The sequence below is a fragment of the Pueribacillus sp. YX66 genome, from assembly GCF_041725775.1.
Taxonomy (GTDB): domain Bacteria; phylum Bacillota; class Bacilli; order Bacillales; family UBA6769; genus Pueribacillus.
In genome coordinates this window covers 1-18,476 of the sequence record NZ_JBEUEL010000013.1, presented here as the reverse complement: position 1 = coordinate 18,476, position 18,476 = coordinate 1, and the positions used below count along the sequence as shown (strand labels likewise).

Genomic DNA, 18,476 nt, shown 5'->3' with positions numbered 1-18,476 from the left:
TGATTATAGATTCACAGTTTCCTTCTCCTCTATTCCAAACAGGTCAGTTAAATACGGATTTAAAAATAAGCCATCGGGATCGAGTTGTTTACGAACATGAAGAAACTCTTGTAATCTCGGATAAAGCTTATTTAATTGTTCTCGATTTACGCTATGCATTTTTCCCCAATGAGGCCTACCTTCATATTTTTGCATAATTTCTTCCATATCATAAAAATACTGTTCATACGGCATACCTTTGTACATATGGAACGCGATATATGCTGAGTCACGCTCATACGATGGACTAAGCCAGATATCGTCTGCTTTCACAGTACGGCATTCAATTGGAAAGTGTACCGCATACTCATTTTTCTCAATTGTTTCACGAACTTCTCGCAAGGCGTCGGTCAAACAATGTAATGGAATACAATATTCAATTTCGCGAAAACGTACGAGTCGTGGTGTCGCAAACAACTGATAACTGTAAGCTGAAATTGTTGACGTTCCCACTCCTTTCGCTGACACTCGGCTAAAAAACTTGCTCGTTTTCGGCAATAACCTGCAACATTCACTTATGAGATAGAACAAATAGTTTTCTAATAGCAAATTTTTAAAGTGATAGAACGATGCTTTTTGTGGCTGCTTCTCCGTTATGTTCATCGTTTTTATTTGCACGAGTTCCGAATAAGGAAACAAATAGAACTCAAAATGGCGGTTCGATTCTATCAATTGTTCGAGTTGTGCTTCTAATTTCCGATATTCTAGTTTATAACTATGGAACTCATAAACAGGACTTTTTACAATTTTAAACGTCACTTTCACAATGATCCCTAAAGTGCCTAACGACAGAAGACATGCTTTTAACAGATAAGGATTTTCTTCCTCTGAAATAGTTAATACTTCTCCCATAGCAGTGACGAGTACAATTTCAGTTACTTGTGACGAAAGGTTTCCAAATGCAATGCCTGTACCGTGTGTCCCCGTTGATATCGCACCGGCAACACTTTGAACATTGATGTCTCCTAGGTTTTCCTGTGAATATCCACGTGTTCCTAATTCTTCACCAAGTTCATATAACCGTGTTCCAGCGAACACGGTCACTGTTTTTTCGTCTTCGTTCAGATCATCGATGCCTGTTAAATAATCGAGTGATATTAGCCAATCATCCGTTTGCACTAAACGTGTAAACGAATGTCCTGCCCCGACAACTCGAATCGTTTTATTTTGTAGAATCGCTTCTTTTACGATTGTACATACATCAGTAATTGACGCTGGATAAAATGTTTTCGCTGGTCTGCTTTCACTCGTATGTGCCCAATTTCTCCACATCTTTTGTTCTACTGTTTTCATGATCATAGAAATGAAACTCCTTCCCCTCTATATGTTTTATAGTGTTGAACGATTTCATTGCCGTGGAAACAAACAATTTCATTAAAGCGCTCACAAATTTCTCCTGCTTTTGCATGCCGAAATAATACCGGGTCACCAATGTTTAATTGTGAGTTTTCAAACATTATTGGGGTTTGTACTTCACCGGCTCCCTCTAAATCGAGTAACCTCCCATTAGGCGGGTACACCGGTTGGGGAACTTTATCTTTCCCGTGAGGTCCTGACGCAATATATCCCCCACCTAAACATGTAAAAATGTTAGACGCTGGCTTACGCACGACAGGTAAAGCAAAATACAGCGACGGACTATATTTAAAATGTTTATAATAGTCGAATAATAGTGGGGAGTAAAATCCGGAACCGACTGTCACCTCTGTGACAACATCTTCTGTTGATGTCGTGTGTAAACTTCCAGTTCCGCCACCATTAATAAAATCTAATGAAAAACCCGCTTCTTTTAAAGCATCGACTGCTGCTTTTCTCTTTCGTTCAATTTCTTTAATTGATTTTTTCTTCAACGTGTTAACTACTTTGTTTTTTAAGTTTTGAGCAGGTACATTATCTCCGACACCAGCAATTTGCGCTTCATAACCCATCAACCCTCTCAATTCAACACGTGAGGATTGTTTGATTTTATTTGCTAATGCTAATACAGAAGTAACGTCTTTTAACGGCGATCTCCTTACACCGAAGTACAGCATCGGAAACGCCGAACTCATATCTACATCAATACAAACAAAAAATTTCCCGTTCGTTTCGATGGCGAGCGATTCTAGCAAATCGATATGTTCTTGTGCGTCTACCATGCAAAAAATAGTCTTTCCCTTGACCGTTAATGTCGCAATCTCTTTCAACGCCTCTTCGTCCGAGCAAGGATAACCTAACAAAATATCATCAAAGCCTTTGTCCGCTAAAAACACCGCCTCCCTTGGACTAAAGCACATTAATCCTTGATACGTCTCATTGGAGTGCAAAATTCTTTGTAAAACATCGACTGAACGAATCGATTTTGTAGCAATTCGAATTTTTTTCCCATTAGCCTTGTGCGCAATTTGTTCACAATTGTTATCAAACGCTTGCAAATCTAATAATAAAGCAGGGAGTGTAACTTGTTTTGCGATTTTTTCCAACATTCTCTCTTCTCCTCTTTCAATTGAAATCTCACATGGATACGTTATCTTGATTATAAACAAACTTTCTTGATTTGTATAAATTATTTAGAATATAATGATAACAGGTAGTATGAATGAACATCAATAAAGGAGCGAATAAACATGAGAGAAGCGGTCATTGTAGAAGCTGTACGAACGCCAACAGGGAGAAGGAATGGTGCCTTGAGTGGGATTCGGCCTGATGAACTTGCTGCAACGGTCTTAAAAGAATTAGTGAACCGAGCTGGAGTTTCGCCTGACATCATTGAAGATGTCATTCTCGGCTGTGTGTCACAAGTGAGTGAACAAGGTGGTGACATTGCACGGATCGCAACATTAATCGCAGGTCTGCCAATTGAAGTGCCCGGCACAACGATCGACCGGCAATGTGGCTCAAGTCAGCAAGCCGTTCATTTTGCATCACAAGCGATTATTAGTGGTGATATGGACGTCGTTATTGCTGGTGGAATTGAAAATATGTCAAGAGTACCTATGGGCTCAAGCATGAAAGGAGCATCGTATAGCGAAAAGCTCACGTCAAGATACGAAGTAATTAACCAAGGATTATCTGCAGAACGAATTGCGGAAAAATGGGGTTTTGATCGAACGACATTAGACGAGTTTTCTGTAGAAAGTCACCGAAGAGCTTATGTAGCACAACAAGAAGGTCGGTTTGAAAAAGAAATTGTTCCAATAGACGTCACATTGCCTGATGGGACAACGACGACAGTCAAACATGATGAAGGTATTCGCCCCGATACAACCGTTGAGATACTAGCAGGTTTAAAACCTGTTTTTAAAGAAGACGGTCTCATCCATGCTGGAAATTCTAGCCAAATTAGTGATGGGGCATCAGCTCTTTTAATTATGTCTCGTGAAAAAGCTGAACAGTTAGGACTGAAACCTCGCGCTCGCGTTCTTGCTCGTACTGTTGTCGGATCTGATCCGACCTTAATGTTAACTGGACCTATTCCAGCTACAGAAAAAGTGTTGCAAAAAGCAGGCTTAACGATTGATGATATTGATATTTTCGAAGTGAATGAAGCATTCGCTCCTGTCCCACTTGCATGGCTGAAAGAAACGGGTGCCGATCCTAAAAAATTAAACCCAAGCGGCGGTGCAATCGCACTCGGTCATCCACTCGGCGCAAGCGGTGGCCGTCTCATGTGTACGATGCTTCACGAACTAGAAAGAACAGGCGGTCGTTATGGACTTCAAACGATGTGTGAAGGACACGGAATGGCGAACGCAACAATTATCGAACGATTAGATTAATATAGGAGGCAGTGTAATGAACATCGATAAAACAGTGGCTGTTGTTACAGGCGGTGCATCAGGATTAGGAGAAGCAACAGTAAGAAAAATCGTTGCAAACGGAGGAAAAGCAGCTATATTTGACGTTAACGAAGAAAAAGCAACGCAACTTGTTGAGGTACTTGGTGAACAAGTCATGTTTATTAATACTGATGTCACAAGTGAAGAAAGCATCGAAACTGCATTTTCAGAAGTTGTAAATCGATTCGGTGAAGTCACTGCAACTGTTAATTGTGCGGGCATAGGTAACGGAGAAAAAACATATAGTAAACATGGACCACATCGTTTAGAAACGTTTAAAAAAGTGATTGATATCAACTTGATTGGGACATTTAATACGATACGTATCGCAGCCGAAAAGATGGCAGAAAACGAATCGAACGAAAACGGTGAACGTGGCGTCATTATAAATACAGCATCAGTCGCTGCTTTTGATGGCCAAATCGGCCAAGCAGCTTACAGCGCATCGAAAGGTGGTATCGTCGGAATGACGTTGCCAATTGCACGTGACTTAGCAAGCCTCGGCATTCGTGTCATGACAATTGCACCGGGATTATTTAACACGCCGTTATTTGAAAAACTTCCTGAAAAGGTTTTCAACGCACTCGAAGCATCAGTACCTTTTCCGCAACGGCTTGGATACCCAATTGAATACGCCTCACTTGTCAAACAAATTATCGAAAATCCATATTTGAACGGAGAAACTATCCGTCTCGACGGAGCCATCCGCATGCAACCAAAATAAGTCATCTCTCCCACGTGCCTGTCCATGATCAAAAGGAGCGTGGGTCTTTTATTTTGCCAAGTCCTACCGCTTCATTTCAAACGAAATTTAACCGTTCTTCAAAAGACTGACGTTGTTAGTAGAATTCCCGAGGATACTATTGCATCCGCAATGAAAAAACTAGCCTACCATTCAAACCGCCCATGCACATAAAAAGCATGCGCGGTTTTTTATTTAATCTACTGACACTCCCATACCGGATTAGCCATATCAACTAGCTACAAGCACTGCTTCCTTCATATAAATCAAATTTCTGTTACAATAGAGCCAAGTTCACTATAAAAGGAAGTTGACATTCGTGAAAACTGTTGTGACAACATTAAATGCTAAATATATTCATACATGTCTCGCTCTACGCTATTTAAAAGCGTATGCAGAACCTGATTTTCCAGTTGAGATTGCTGAATTTACGATCAAAGATCCGTCGATAAACATTGCAACTGATCTATTTACGAAAAATCCCGATGTAATCGGATTTAGCTGTTACATTTGGAACATCGAAGAAACGATTCCGATCATTAATATGCTAAAAAAAATTAATCCAAACCTTACGATTGTATTAGGTGGTCCTGAGGTCTCATATGATACAGATTATTGGATGAAGCGCATTCCAGAAGTAGACGTCATCGTCATCGGTGAAGGTGAAGCTACGTTTAAAGACCTTCTTCATGCACTTCAAGAAAATCGCAACTTTTCAGATGTAAATGGAATTGCGTATCGAGAAAATGGAGAAATAAAATTTACGTATCCACGAGAAAAAATGAACCTAAATGACATTCCATCCCCATTTCGATTTGAAGAAGATTTGCCTAATTTAGCAAAACGTGTCACATACGTCGAAACAAGCCGTGGTTGTCCTTTCTCGTGTCAGTTTTGTTTATCGTCTATTGAAGTCGGTGTTCGCTACTTTAACATTGATCGGATGAAAGATGAGATTTTATTCTTAATGAACCACGGTGCAAAAACGATCAAATTCGTCGATCGGACGTTCAATATTCGCAAGAGCTACGCAATGGAAATGTTCCAATTTCTTATCGACCATCATCGCGAAGGTTGTGTATTTCAATTTGAAATTACAGCGGACATCATGCGGCCAGAAGTGTTGGAATTCCTTAATGAGCATGCACCACCAGGACTTTTTCGCTTTGAAATCGGCGTACAATCAACAAATGATGAAACGAATAAACTCATAAAACGACGCCAAAACTTTGAAAAATTAGCACGCACCGTTACAATGGTAAAAGAAGGCAAAAAAATCGTTCAGCACCTTGATTTAATTGCTGGACTTCCTGAAGAAGATTACCAATCGTTCCGAAAAACATTTAACGACGTTTTTGCGATGCGTCCCGAAGAACTCCAGCTCGGTTTTTTGAAATTATTAAGAGGAACAGGTCTACGAATTCAAGCGGACGAATTCGGTTACGTTTATATGGATCAGGCACCGTATGAAATTTTGTCGAATCACGTCTTATCGTTCGCCGATATCGTAAAAATTAAACAAGTTGAAGACGTTCTAAACAAATATTGGAATGACCATCGAATAGATATTACACTTGAATATCTTGTCACCCACAGTTTCGATACACCGTTTGACTTTTTCCAAACATTTGGGTCGTACTGGGAATCTCAAGGTTGGTCACGAATCGGACACCAGTTAGAAGATTTGTTTACACGTCTACTTCAATTTATAAAAAATGAAAAACTTCCAGACCGTGAAATAATCGAATCATTAATGAAACTTGATTATTTGCATAATCATAAACATAAACCGCGAAAATTGTGGTGGCCATCCTCAATGAATAAAGAGGAACGTCAAACGATAATAAACAGATTGCTTCTAAAGCCTGAACAACTTGGAGACGCATTTACTAAGTTACAATTAAGCGAAAGAGATTTATACAAACATACCGTAGTCGATTATGTGCCGTTCGATGTTCAGCATTTACTTAAGACAAAAGAGATTTTAAACAAAAAATCACTATTGCTCGTTTACTATGAACCGAAAAATCAGCAATCGTTTCTTTTTTCAGCACCACTAGAAAAACTCAATGTTTCTATAACATAGAAACGTACTATCAAAAGATTGGAGCTTGAACGATGTGTATTTTGTTTGTTGCTTACCGTAGCCATCCCGACTATCCGTTTATTGTGGCTGCCAATCGAGATGAATTTTATGCCCGTCCTACTAAGGAAGCGCATTTTTGGGAAGATGAACCGTTCATCCTTGCTGGGAGAGATTTAGAGAAACGTGGAACGTGGCTTGGGATAACTAAAACAGGACGGTTTTCGGCATTAACGAATTTTCGCGATCCGAACCAAAATCATAAAAATAAACAATCACGGGGGCATATCGTAAGGAATTTCTTGACAGAAGAAGCAACTCCTTACGAATTTTTACTAGATTTGCAACAAGAACGGAACAACTACCCGGGGTTTAACGTTTTCGTTGCTGATACAGAGTCGTTTTACTATTATTCAAATGTTGAAAACGAAATAAAAAAAGTACCAATTGGTATCCACGGTCTAAGCAATCACTTGTTGAATACACCGTGGCCAAAAGTAGAAAGAGGAAAACAACAACTGCGATCCCTTGTAGAAAACAATAAAGTTGAGTCTGATGCACTCTTTCAGTTACTGGCAGACAAAAAACAAGCCCCGCTAAAATCATTGCCGAACACTGGACTTCCTCTTGAAATGGAAAAACAAGTGTCATCCATTTTTATCGAAACAAACCATTATGGCACACGGTGTTCAACTGTTTTGACAATTGATAAATACGGTACCGTCACATTCCAAGAAGTAAGCTTTCCATCACGCAAAGAAAAACATTATCAATTCAAGATTAGTAAAGCCTCAAGATAATCAATCTTGAGGCTTCGTACATTTACTGATTTGTATCGTCATCATTTTCATCGATGATCTCATCTACTTCATCTTGGGCTTCATCAAGGCCCATATCCATATCATCATCTTCATCACCTATACCTGCATCACCATTATCTCCATCCATGTTATCATCATTTACTCCACCGTTGTCATCCTCTACACCAGGAGTATTATTATCTGGAGGTTGATCTTGATTATTATCTCCGCAACCCGCTAACAAAATGGAGAACGCAAACATTGCTGTTAAAAGTAACCTATATTTTTTTATCATTCAATCACACTCCTTCTTTTTTTCTTTCTTAGTTTTTCTTTTTTCTACAAAAATATACAATTAATGACTAAGAAAAAAGATAAAGTGTGAAAAACAGAGCGAAACAGAATTTAAAAGAGTTCTTTTGTGTGCGAATATATTAAGCTGAAATCTTTCCATGGTCTAGCGCTGTTAAACGACGGTTGTTCGTTGCAATAATGTAAATAAAGAACATCCAAATGAGAACAGCAATGACCGATCCAAGATTGAAAATGCCTTTCTCGGCTGTCCATATAATTGAATATCCGATGGAACCACCAATTAATGAGTAATAGACAAATGGTAATAACGTTTTTCGAATCACATGACCTTCTTTACCAAGCATACCTACAACGGCTGATGCAGCAACGACGTTGTGTACACAAATCATATTACCAGCTGCTCCACCAATCGCTTGAAGTGCAACCATCCATGAACCATCGGCACCAATTCGATCAGCAACACCAAATTGGAAATAGGAGAACATCATATTACTAACTGTGTTCGAGCCCGCTACGAATGCACCAAGTCCGCCAACGATTGGAGCGAAGATTGGATAAACTGAACCAGCTAAAACTGCAACACCTTCAGCAAGTGCAATCGGCATTTCCACAAAACCAGCTGCTCCTCCATCACTATTAATGAAGACTTGTACCATTGGAACAGTAAAAACGAGAGCAGTTGAAGCGCCGATCATCGTTTTCGCAGATTCTTTCCAAGCTTTTGCGTAATCAGAAGCATTCATCTTGTGAACAAAAAAGGTTATGACTGAAACGACGATAAAAACAAATCCTGGTGAATATAAAATTTCCCAATTTGAAGAAATGTCTGTTCCAAAAATGTTTGGAATCGAGATTTTTACATCACGAATGGCTGTTTGCAATGGTCCGATTAATCTTGTCGCAAGCAACAACAACGCGACGAAAATATACGGTGACCATGCGCGAACCATACTAATTTTTCCAGCATATAAATCGTTGTTTTTAATTTCTAATTTACCTGTCCATAGCGGATCCCAACGATCTTTCGGTTCAAAATCCCATACCTCGTCTTTTGGCATAAGGAATCCTTTCTTCGCAGCTGGAATCACAATCGCTAAACCGATTAGTCCCCCAATCATTGATGGAAATTCTGGGCCAAGCACGTGTGCAACAATAACGTAAGGAATTGTCATTGACAGTGATGCGAAAAGTGCGAATTTCCATACTTTTAATCCTTCACTAAACGATTTGTTTTTTCCGAAAAATCGTGTTAAAAACGCCGCTAACATTAATGGGACGAAAAGCCCTGCAATGGTATGAAGCGTTGCAACTTTTGCCGCTGTCTCAAATACAAAACCATCAACATCATCGAGACCGGCTGCCCCCATTCCAGGACCAACTCCCCCAAGCATCGGTGTACCGACAGCGCCAAACGAAACGGGCGTACTTTGAATAATCATGCCTGATACGACAGCCGCCATCGGTGGAAAACCGAGACCGACTAAAAGTGGGACTGCTACCGCTGCAGGTGTACCAAATCCAGATGCTCCTTCGATAAATGAACCGAAGAGCCATGCAATAATAATCACTTGAATCCGACGATCTGGTGTAATATCTGTAAATCCGCGACGAATCGTATGTAGTCCGCCACTTTCTTGAAGTGTGTTCAATAATAATACTGAACCAAAAATGATAAATAATAGCGTAATCGCTGTAATAAGACCATGCACGGATGCAGCGGCGACTTGTGAAAAGTCAACCTTCCAAACAAACAATGCCAATAAGACAGCAACGATGTACGATAGTGGCATCGCTCGACTAGCTGGCCATCGAAGCCAAACTAGGAAAATACCAACAACGACTATTGGCAATAAAGCGAGAATGGCCAATGTTCCTGTTCCCATTAGGAATCCCCCTCTTTACATTTTCAGAAAATTATTTCATTATAGTAAATAACAACATTTTTTCTAGAACTGTTCATAAACAACGTTCTGAAATTAATATTGTTATATAACATAATATACAAAAAAAGAGGAAAAAGAAAGGTTTTTTTAAAATTTTTATTTCCTCTTTTTTCATTTCTGAAAATAACTTGGATTTTACCCCTATTTTACTGGATTTCGCAACTGTCCAATTTCTTGAATTTCACAAACGATTTCGTCGCCAGCTTTCATCATAACAGCTCCTAATGGGCTTCCTGTTAAAATGACGTCTCCAGCTTCAAGCGTCATCACTTTTGATAAATAAGCGACCATTTTCCGCATCGATACGATCATTAGTGATGTTTCACTATCTTGTTTTTTCTCACCGTTTAGGTACGCTTTTACAACGACTTTGTCTGGATCAAGTTCTGTCTCTACGAACGGTCCGATTGGCGTAAACGTGTCAAACGATTTACCTACAGTCCAATGTCCATCTTCACGGAAAAACTGTGGTGCTGTCACATCATTTGCTACGGTATAACCGAAAATGTAATCTGTAACTTCATCTTCCGAGATGTTACTTGCACGTTTACCGATAACAACCGCAAGCTCAGATTCAAATTTCACTTCATCAATAGAATCTGGAATGACAATGGGCTCACCTGTTGCAATAACGGATGACGTCGGTTTGTAAAAGAACACAGGGATTTCAGGCAATTCATTCGGTAATTCCGCTTTGTTACCAACATAGTTTGCACCAATTCCAATGATGTGGCGTGGTTCAAATGGAACTAACAGTTCGACTTCTTCGAGTTTAAATAGCTTGTCTGTCTTAGACCAATTCGTGTAAGGATCCCCTTCAATCTGTTGAATCCCTGCATCAGTAACGATTCCTTGATAAATGGTGTTGTCTTTTTTAAAACGAGCAAATTTCATATTAAACACTCCTAACCTGTCGAATTGCTAAATTTTTTATGTACATGTTCATTACTGTTGTTCCCATCGACTCGCGATTATACTCTTTAAAAAAAGCTAAAAGAAGGCACAATGAGAGGCAGTGAATGGGCAATTGCCCATTCATTTACCTTTATTTTATCGTGCTTCTGCTTTTTTTAGTTCTTGCTTAATTTCTGCACAACGACCTGGTTGCGGGAACAATTTACCAGGATTTAATAAATCTTCTGGGTTGAAGACCGCACGGATATTCGTTTGTGCTTCAATTTCTTCATCTGAGAAAATAAAGCGCATTTCTTCTTTCTTCTCAATACCGACACCGTGTTCACCTGTAATTGAGCCGCCAGCATCAGCACAAACTTTTAAGCATTCAGAACCTGCTTTTGAGGCTCGTTCTGCTTCACCTGGAACTCTTGCATCATAAAGGACGAGCGGGTGGAGATTTCCATCTCCCGCATGGAAAATATTTGCAATGCGGAGGTTATATTTTTTACTAATTTCTCCAATTTTTGTTAGTACTTCTGGTAGACGTGTTCTCGGGATTACACCGTCTTGAACGAGGTAATCTGGTGAGATGGCTCCCATCGCACTGAAACCAGTTTTACGGTTTGCCCACCAACGTTCTCGCTCTTCTTCTGTTTGTGCAACTTTTACTTCACGAACATTGTTGTTGTTACAAACAGCGACAATTTCATCCATTTGGTCGTCAATTCCAGCTTCAATTCCGTCTACTTCAATGAGTAAAAATGCTGCAATATCTCTTGGGTGTCCTACCGGATGCGCTCCCGACTCCACACCGTGAATCGCGGTATTATCCATCATTTCAAGTGCAGCCGGAATGATCCCAGCAGAGATAATATCGGATACCGCCTGGCTCGCATCGTTAATATCATCGAAATACGCAAGGACTGTTTTCTTGCCTTGAGGATTTTTTAATACTTTACACGTAATTTTCGTAACGATCCCTAGTGTACCTTCTGATCCCGTTAATAGACCGAGCAAATCATAACCGGGACGGTCTGGAATACCTTCCTCTCCAATTTCAACAACTTCACCGTTCGGAAGCACAACTTCTAAGCCAAGAATGTGGTTCGTCGTAACCCCATATTTTAGACAATGAGCTCCACCAGCGTTTTCTGCCACGTTCCCACCGATCGTACAGGCGTATTGGCTCGAGGGGTCTGGAGCGTAATAATAACCTTTATCAGAAATCGATTGAGTCAATTTTAAGTTAATGTAACCTGGCTCTACGACCGCTTTCCGATTTTCTAAATCTACGTGAAGGAGCTTTTTCATGCGGACCATACTAATGATGACTTCGCCCCCTAGAGGAGTTGCTCCTCCACTTAAACCTGTTCCTGCCCCACGAGCAATGTAAGGAACGTTTTCTTTGTTTAAAAGCTTTACAATCTGTGAAACTTCTTCTGTATTATGCACAAAGGCAACGGCTCTTGGCATTCCTGTTGTCATTGTAAAACCATCACAATTGTAAGCGACTAAGTCTTCTTTTAAATATAAAACATCATTTTCCCCAACGATCTTCATTAATTTGCGAACGAGTAAATCTTCCGGTTGTTTTCTTCGTTTTCTTCCAAACATTCAATCAGCCCCCCTTACACTTCCATAAGTTTTTCAGCTTCTTTTTTCTCTTTTTCATAAGCCCAGTCAAGCAATTGTACAGTATGAACTACCTTCTCACTTCTGCCGTACTTTTTAACACCCATCGCAATTTGCATCATACAACCTGGGTTACCCATTGAAATCATTTCAACATCTTCTGGAATGTCGTCAATTTTTCTTTCTAGTAATTTACTTGCCATTTCTGGATGCGTAATGTTATAAATTCCAGCACTTCCACAGCAACGATCAGCATCTGGCAAGTCAACTAATTCAACACCTGGAATCTCTTTTAATAGTTGACGTGGTTCGAAGCGAATACCTTGAGCGTGAGCTAAGTGACACGCATCGTGATACGTAATTCTAGTTTTCACTTCAACGTTAGGGCGTTTAAAGTCGTTGTCATATAAAAACTTTGAAATGTCCTCAACTTTTGCAGAAAACTCCTTTGCAATAGGTAACATTTTAGGATCGTTACGGAATAGCTCATCATATTCTTGTAATGCCGCACCACAGCCAGCAGCGTTGACAAGTACTTTATCAAAGTCTTTGAACGCTTCGATGTTTTGCTTTGCAAGTGATTTACCTGTGTCTCGATCCCCTGCGTGAATGTGAAGTGCTCCACAGCAACGTTGATTTTTCGGCAAATGAACATCATAGCCATTATGTGTTAAGACGCGGATCGTCGCTTCATTAATATCACTAAACATAACGTCCATGACACAACCTGTCAGCAACGCGACACTTCCTTTACGCTCACCTTCAGCTGGAACAACTTCAGGATATGTGCTTAGTACTGGTTTGCCTACTTCAGGAAGAATCGCTTCCATATCTTTTAAGTGCGTCGGTAAAATGTTCAGCAAACCTGTTTTTCTAGCAACTTTTTGAATACCGCTCTTTTGATAGAGTTTCATCAAGCTACCAAGCTTATTCATACGGCTCGGATGCGGGAAGAATCCTTTTAAGACTGTTTTGCTAACCGCACCAGATATACCTTCTAATGGCATCGCTTGACGAATTTGCCCACGTGCTTCTTCAATTAGGCCACCGACTTGTACAGACGCTGGACATGCCGTCTCACACGCACGACAGTCTAAACAGTCAAAGATCGGCTTAGAAAACGCTTCATTAACATCAATTTTTCCTTCAGCAACTGCTTTAATTAAATAAACACGACCTCTCGGTGACTGATGCTCTTCACCTGTCTCTTGATATGTCGGACAGGCTTCGAGACACATCCCACAGTGAACACAATCCGCCCATTTATTTTCATCCGGGAGATCATCCCATAAGAAGTTTCCAAGAGTCGCCGTATTGCAAGAAGGATCATCTTGCTTTAACGGAATGGAAAGATTTTTTTCATCTACACTCATGTTAAATACCTCCTACAAAACGCTGGCGGTTTAAAATCCGCTTTGGATCATTCGCAAGCTTAATGCCTTCTAAAATTGGAAAATAACCAGGTTTCTCCCCCCATGCATCAATCGTTCCTCTAATCGCGTACGGAGCATGGGTACAGATGACATAGCCACGTTTTTGTTCAACATTTGCTCGTAATGCCTTACTGAAAGACACGATATCTTCTGGGAAACCTTTCACAAATACTTTTGAAATCCCATGTCCAGCTCCACCGTGACCTTCAACTGACACGTTGAATTCTAAAGCTAATGATTCGGCTGCTTCTAATGAAGGGATGACATCCAAGTTATTCGAACCGATTTTAAACGCAGCTTGTGTGTTCGCTTCATTTTCATCGTCATCGTGACCATTCGGTCCAATATGACGGAAACGCTCCCACCACTCACGAGCTTCTTCTTCATGTAAAATTGTATACTCAACACTTTCCGGTAAGTTTTCTTTCACCCAATTTTCTTGATAAATAACGGCTTTTTCACGGTCTTCAAATGCGATTGCAAGCGTATATGTACGCTTACCTGTTAACTTTTCAGATAAAGGTGGCATTAAAACTTCTAAAGAAACAGGCTCCATCATAGAATCAAGAATACGGACCGTAAAATCACGCATATCCTGTGCTTTCCCGTCTTGGAAATGCAAGAGTGTTAAGCCTTCAAATTTTGGTAAAGGACGAAGTTTTATTGTAATTTCACTAATGACGCCGAGTGTTCCCATCGCACCGATAAATAATTTGTTCATGTCATAACCCGCAACGTTTTTCACTGTTTTTCCACCAGTTCGGATGACACGACCATCGGCATATACGATTCTAGTACCGATCACTAAATCACGACCAGATCCGAAGAGAAGACGTTTCGGACCGCTATCATTTGCTGATAGAATTCCTCCGATTGTTGCATGTTCAGGCCATGGCGTATCAAGAGCGAGACGTTGTCCTTTTTTTGCAAGTTCGTCAGATATTTCTTTTAACGTCGTTCCCGGCTTCACCGTTAACGTTAAATCACCGACTGAATGCTCGACGATTCCACTGTATTTCGCAAGTGACAACAAAATGTCAGCTTGCTCTAATGTTCCGCCGTACCCTCTTTTCGTACCCCCTGAAATGATATTTACCGTTTTCTCATATTTATGTGCGTATGCAAGCACTTTAGAAATCTCTTCTTCCGAAAGCACTTCTATAATTTGTGCTCCACCATTTCCGAGTATATGTTGTTTCCCGTCATGATGTTTAATTTGTTCCTTTGGCAATACGCCTTCTAAATCAGAAGAAATCATCATTGCCGCACTCCTTTCAATTTCTGATTGCTTATTCTGTGACATTACTATTCAACAATTGTTCAACATAATTTAAATGCCGGTACATCGCTTCTCTAGCTTGTTTCGGCTGGCGCGCTTTAATCGCCTCATAAATATCAATATGCTGTTTCATAACATGAGAAGATAAAGAGTGATCTGATAAAATAATCCGCTGACAATCCATAATCGCTTTTTTCGTCGTCGTTGACACCATTTCCATCAAATCAATCAATATTTCATTCCCACTCGCTTTGACGATTTCTTCGTGAAAACGATAATCCGCTTCCCACGCTTCTAGCGTCTTCGCATCTGCCAGTTCATCTAGCGCTTGCTTCATATTCGCTAGCTGCTTTTCTGTTGCATTAACAGCAGCAGTTTCAGCAATCCCGACTTCCAAAATTTTGCGAACTTGATAAAGCTTATTAATATCACTTTTTCTAACGAGTAGTACATCGGGAATAAGCTGAGCTGTATCTAGATGGCAAACGAACGTTCCTTCACCGTGCTTAACGTCTACAAGACCTCTACCTTTTAACGTCGTTAGTGCATCCCGGACAGCTGAGCGCCCGACATCAAACATCTCACACAACTCACGAACGGACGGTAGTTTCTCTCCTGGAGTTACTTTGCCAGAACGTATCCAATCTTCGATTTGCTCTACAACGATGTCAGATACCTTTTTACCAGAGATTTTCTCAGCTTGAAGCATGTAACCCCTCCTTATCCTCATGTCTTACTCTCTTAGTCTAAAAATCTATAAATCTTCTTGTTCAGAAACTTAGAGATCACTTATCAGACATCTGATAAGTTTAAATATATTAAAACATTGTACTATAACAATGTCAATGAAAGTTTTTAAATCGTAAACAAAAAAGTACCTAATTACAGGTACTAAAACGTAGTCACGGAATTAATTTCGCTAAAATAATAACAATGGAACTTAAAACGATGACACCCGTAGACAAAGTAAACATATCTGTTCGATCAAATAAACTTAAATTTTTATTTCGACTATGCAACATTTATTCCTCCTTTGGCAATTTGTAGCCTATTCCTACTAGTATATGTATACCCTCTTTTATTGTTTTTATAACTAGTATTAATTTCACATGTTTTTAAGTGAAAAGTTTTTACAATTTTTACGCTAAGTTCTGTTCATAGTATTGCTTCAGTAAATACTTAAGTCATGGAATTGATAGGACTGATAGGAGGAACATTGGACAAAATTTTAGTACAACAATCGTTGACCATATGTCAAAGGGGGCGTTCTGAACAAACTGAGCTTGTATACGTCTGGAAATTCGTTAGTGCATTATAGATTGACTCCATCCACGTATTCGATCATTCACCGTTACGTTTCTCTTTTCTGATTAACTCTCTATCCTCATCTCTAAGCACATTTAAAACCGAATACACAAAAAATAGCAGGAAAGGATTCATACTGCGCAATCCATTCTGCTATTTTTTTAATCTCGTTTATTTATCCATGACAACAATGTAATAGGCACGGATAGGTCCATGCACACCGACAACGAGGTTTAATTCAATATCAGCACTATTACTTGGTCCGGAAATGAAGTTAATGCATGACGGGGTTACTTCTCCGCGCTTGATGCGCTTATGAATTTCTGCAGTTGCTTGTGTCATGCGTGGCACGATTGAGCTTTTCGGGATAATCGCGACATAGGTTGTAGGCAGTAAACTAACGGTTCGACCTGTGTCAGCATTACTGAATAAGACGACTGTTCCTGATTCAGCAAGTGTAATTTCGCTAAATGTAATGCCGATATGAGCTTTCTCAGCAATTGCAATGTTTTCTTCCCTCTTTAACTCAGGATTCCAACGATGAACATCACAGCCTTCAGAGGGCAACTCTTCGTCTAACAATAAGCCTAAGCCGAATTCTTCATAACGAGGATCGTTTGACGTAATGACAGTCTTTGCCGATTCATGTTCAATAACAGCCTTCAGTGCTTCAGAAAGCGAATCACTTGTCGTCTTTCGTACATTAGTATGAATTCGCTCGCACTGTTCAACGAGCACGTTAACAAGTTCATCATCCGTAGCGTCCTTCAACACGTCGAATTGAGGAGCATATGACCACGTTGGGCGCTCAACTTGCTCTGGCTGGGGCCGATTTAACTTCTCACTAATGCGCCGTAAAAATTTTTCCCGATTATGAATCTGTCTTGTCGTCATGTTCGTTCCTTCCTTTCTCACGGTTTTTAAACCAATCACGAAAACGTTCTTTTTTCGGAGTAGGAAAATCGCGTGTTGTCGTCCACTCTTTTAACGGTCCGGGACCTTTTGTAACTTTCTCATCAGACGTAAATGGCTTTAAAACATACGGTGCGACTTTCGTTCCCATTTTAAACATACTCGGCAATTTCACACCGATTTCAAACCCTTTCATCGCGAGCTTCTCATACGTTGTTACCTCACCTTCATCTTCTACGATCTGACGACGGTGTTCGATGAGTAATTCATGCAACGGAATTTTTACAGGACACGCTTCTGTACAAGCTGCGCATAAGCTTGATGCATATGGTAATTCTTTATAATCACCATAACCACCGAGTATCGGACTGAGTACAGCACCAATCGGACCTGGATAAATGGAACCGTACGAATGACCTCCGACATGACTGTAAACAGGACAGACATTAATGCAAGCCGCACAACGAATACAATGCAGTGCTGACTGAAATGCTGTTCCTAACGCTTCCGAACGTTTATTATCAACGATAACAAGGTGGAATTCTTCAGGACCATCAACTGCTCCATCCTCATGAGGACCAGTTAAGCCTGTAATATAGGAAGTTAACTTTTGCCCAACGGCACTTCTAGTGAGAAGACTTACCAAAATATCTAGCTCTTCCCAAGTTGGAACGATTCTCTCCATCCCCATAACTGTAATTTGCGTTTTCGGAATCGCAGTTGCGAGTCTCGCATTCCCTTCATTTGTAACAAGTGTAATTGAGCCTGATTCAGCTACAGCAAAGTTACACCCCGTAATCCCTAGGTCGGCAGACAGAAACTCTTTACGAAGCAATTCTCGCGCGAAAAGAGTTAGCTCTTCAGGCTTTTCTGTTTTCGTATAATTTTTCTTTTCTCTAAATGTATCCCGAATTTGTTCTTTATTTTTGTGTAACGCTGGAACGACGATATGTGAAGGCGGATCTTCATCTAATTGTAAAATGTATTCACCTAAATCTGTCTCAACGACATCGCATCCCATTTCTTGCAATTCAGCATTTAAATTAATTTCTTCTGTGACCATTGATTTTGACTTTACGATTTTCTTAGCGTTTTTAGCCTGTACAACTTGTTTAATGTACGCATTCGCTTCTTCTGCCGTTTCTGCAAAAAAGACATGTCCACCTTGCTTTGCGACATTTTCACTTAACATATTTAAATACACTAGTGTTGCATAAATAAGATCAGAAAATTCTATTTATTATCATTCTCTCGTCAGAGCCAAAAAAGGAAAACCTG

Annotated in this window: 14 protein-coding genes and 1 pseudogene; 4 read left to right on the top strand and 11 right to left on the bottom strand. The window is 40.0% G+C overall.

Going from position 1 to position 18,476, the window contains the following annotated elements:
• Positions 1-3: 3 nt before the first annotated feature.
• Positions 4-1,332 (bottom strand): D-arabinono-1,4-lactone oxidase, encoded by a 1,329-nt coding sequence (locus ABU914_RS07615; RefSeq protein WP_483880147.1) that lies wholly within the window; start codon positions 1,330-1,332, stop codon positions 4-6.
• A gap of 2 nt (positions 1,333-1,334) precedes the next feature.
• Positions 1,335-2,504, bottom strand: a complete 1,170-nt coding sequence (locus tag ABU914_RS07610) for an amino acid deaminase/aldolase (RefSeq protein WP_379669139.1) — start codon at positions 2,502-2,504, stop codon at positions 1,335-1,337.
• A gap of 141 nt (positions 2,505-2,645) precedes the next feature.
• On the opposite strand from ABU914_RS07610, the gene ABU914_RS07605 reads away from it, so the two are divergent.
• The 4 genes from ABU914_RS07605 (at position 2,646) to ABU914_RS07590 (ending at position 7,482) form a co-directional block, all read left to right on the top strand.
• Complete coding sequence (locus ABU914_RS07605) at positions 2,646-3,797, top strand: thiolase family protein (protein WP_379669138.1); 1,152 nt, start codon at positions 2,646-2,648, stop codon at positions 3,795-3,797.
• A 16-nt stretch (positions 3,798-3,813) separates the two neighbouring features.
• Positions 3,814-4,581, top strand: a complete 768-nt coding sequence (locus ABU914_RS07600; RefSeq protein ID WP_379669137.1) for a 3-hydroxyacyl-CoA dehydrogenase — start codon at positions 3,814-3,816, stop codon at positions 4,579-4,581.
• 337 nt (positions 4,582-4,918) lie between these two features.
• Positions 4,919-6,685 carry a B12-binding domain-containing radical SAM protein gene (locus tag ABU914_RS07595; RefSeq protein ID WP_379669136.1) on the top strand — a complete coding sequence of 589 codons (1,767 nt, stop codon included), beginning with the start codon at positions 4,919-4,921 and terminating at the stop codon, positions 6,683-6,685.
• Positions 6,686-6,717: 32 nt separating this feature from the next.
• Positions 6,718-7,482: an NRDE family protein gene (locus tag ABU914_RS07590; protein ID WP_379669135.1), complete on the top strand. Its 765-nt coding sequence runs from the start codon at positions 6,718-6,720 to the stop codon at positions 7,480-7,482.
• A 22-nt stretch (positions 7,483-7,504) separates the two neighbouring features.
• Here ABU914_RS07590 and ABU914_RS07585 read toward each other — a convergent pair whose 3' ends face one another.
• The 9 genes and pseudogenes from ABU914_RS07585 to ABU914_RS07545 form a co-directional block, all read right to left on the bottom strand.
• Positions 7,505-7,777 (bottom strand): hypothetical protein, encoded by a 273-nt coding sequence (locus ABU914_RS07585; protein ID WP_379669134.1) that lies wholly within the window; start codon positions 7,775-7,777, stop codon positions 7,505-7,507.
• A gap of 139 nt (positions 7,778-7,916) precedes the next feature.
• Positions 7,917-9,680 (bottom strand): L-lactate permease, encoded by a 1,764-nt coding sequence (locus tag ABU914_RS07580; protein ID WP_379669133.1) that lies wholly within the window; start codon positions 9,678-9,680, stop codon positions 7,917-7,919.
• Positions 9,681-9,881: 201 nt separating this feature from the next.
• Positions 9,882-10,634: a fumarylacetoacetate hydrolase family protein gene (locus tag ABU914_RS07575; protein WP_379669132.1), complete on the bottom strand. Its 753-nt coding sequence runs from the start codon at positions 10,632-10,634 to the stop codon at positions 9,882-9,884.
• 156 nt (positions 10,635-10,790) lie between these two features.
• Positions 10,791-12,251, bottom strand: a complete 1,461-nt coding sequence (locus ABU914_RS07570; RefSeq protein ID WP_379669131.1) for an FAD-linked oxidase C-terminal domain-containing protein — start codon at positions 12,249-12,251, stop codon at positions 10,791-10,793.
• Between the two features lie 14 nt (positions 12,252-12,265).
• Positions 12,266-13,642, bottom strand: coding sequence for a (Fe-S)-binding protein (locus ABU914_RS07565; protein WP_379669130.1), 1,377 nt, complete (start codon positions 13,640-13,642; stop codon positions 12,266-12,268).
• 1 nt (position 13,643) lies between these two features.
• Positions 13,644-14,963 carry an FAD-binding oxidoreductase gene (locus tag ABU914_RS07560; protein ID WP_379669129.1) on the bottom strand — a complete coding sequence of 440 codons (1,320 nt, stop codon included), beginning with the start codon at positions 14,961-14,963 and terminating at the stop codon, positions 13,644-13,646.
• A 28-nt stretch (positions 14,964-14,991) separates the two neighbouring features.
• Positions 14,992-15,690 (bottom strand): FadR/GntR family transcriptional regulator, encoded by a 699-nt coding sequence (locus ABU914_RS07555; RefSeq protein WP_379669128.1) that lies wholly within the window; start codon positions 15,688-15,690, stop codon positions 14,992-14,994.
• A 767-nt stretch (positions 15,691-16,457) separates the two neighbouring features.
• Positions 16,458-17,180, bottom strand: a complete 723-nt coding sequence (locus ABU914_RS07550; protein ID WP_379669127.1) for a LutC/YkgG family protein — start codon at positions 17,178-17,180, stop codon at positions 16,458-16,460.
• A pseudogene (locus ABU914_RS07545) lies at positions 17,158-18,399 on the bottom strand (LutB/LldF family L-lactate oxidation iron-sulfur protein); the annotation flags it as partial. The pseudogene ABU914_RS07545 and the gene ABU914_RS07550, both read right to left, overlap by 23 nt.
• Positions 18,400-18,476 lie beyond the last annotated feature (77 nt).

What these genes read in the sequence shown, in the direction of transcription:
- ABU914_RS07605 (WP_379669138.1), top strand. Translation starts at nt 2,646, where the DNA reads ATGAGAGAAGCGGTCATTGTAGAAGCTGTACGAACGCCAACAGGGAGA.
- ABU914_RS07615 (WP_483880147.1), bottom strand. Translation starts at nt 1,332, where the DNA reads ATGAAAACAGTAGAACAAAAGATGTGGAGAAATTGGGCACATACGAGT.
- ABU914_RS07555 (WP_379669128.1), bottom strand. Translation starts at nt 15,690, where the DNA reads ATGCTTCAAGCTGAGAAAATCTCTGGTAAAAAGGTATCTGACATCGTT.
- ABU914_RS07560 (WP_379669129.1), bottom strand. Translation starts at nt 14,963, where the DNA reads ATGATGATTTCTTCTGATTTAGAAGGCGTATTGCCAAAGGAACAAATT.
- ABU914_RS07600 (WP_379669137.1), top strand. Translation starts at nt 3,814, where the DNA reads ATGAACATCGATAAAACAGTGGCTGTTGTTACAGGCGGTGCATCAGGA.
- ABU914_RS07570 (WP_379669131.1), bottom strand. Translation starts at nt 12,251, where the DNA reads ATGTTTGGAAGAAAACGAAGAAAACAACCGGAAGATTTACTCGTTCGC.
- ABU914_RS07550 (WP_379669127.1), bottom strand. Translation starts at nt 17,180, where the DNA reads ATGACGACAAGACAGATTCATAATCGGGAAAAATTTTTACGGCGCATT.
- ABU914_RS07580 (WP_379669133.1), bottom strand. Translation starts at nt 9,680, where the DNA reads ATGGGAACAGGAACATTGGCCATTCTCGCTTTATTGCCAATAGTCGTT.
- ABU914_RS07585 (WP_379669134.1), bottom strand. Translation starts at nt 7,777, where the DNA reads ATGATAAAAAAATATAGGTTACTTTTAACAGCAATGTTTGCGTTCTCC.
- ABU914_RS07590 (WP_379669135.1), top strand. Translation starts at nt 6,718, where the DNA reads ATGTGTATTTTGTTTGTTGCTTACCGTAGCCATCCCGACTATCCGTTT.
- ABU914_RS07610 (WP_379669139.1), bottom strand. Translation starts at nt 2,504, where the DNA reads ATGTTGGAAAAAATCGCAAAACAAGTTACACTCCCTGCTTTATTATTA.
- ABU914_RS07575 (WP_379669132.1), bottom strand. Translation starts at nt 10,634, where the DNA reads ATGAAATTTGCTCGTTTTAAAAAAGACAACACCATTTATCAAGGAATC.
- ABU914_RS07565 (WP_379669130.1), bottom strand. Translation starts at nt 13,642, where the DNA reads ATGAGTGTAGATGAAAAAAATCTTTCCATTCCGTTAAAGCAAGATGAT.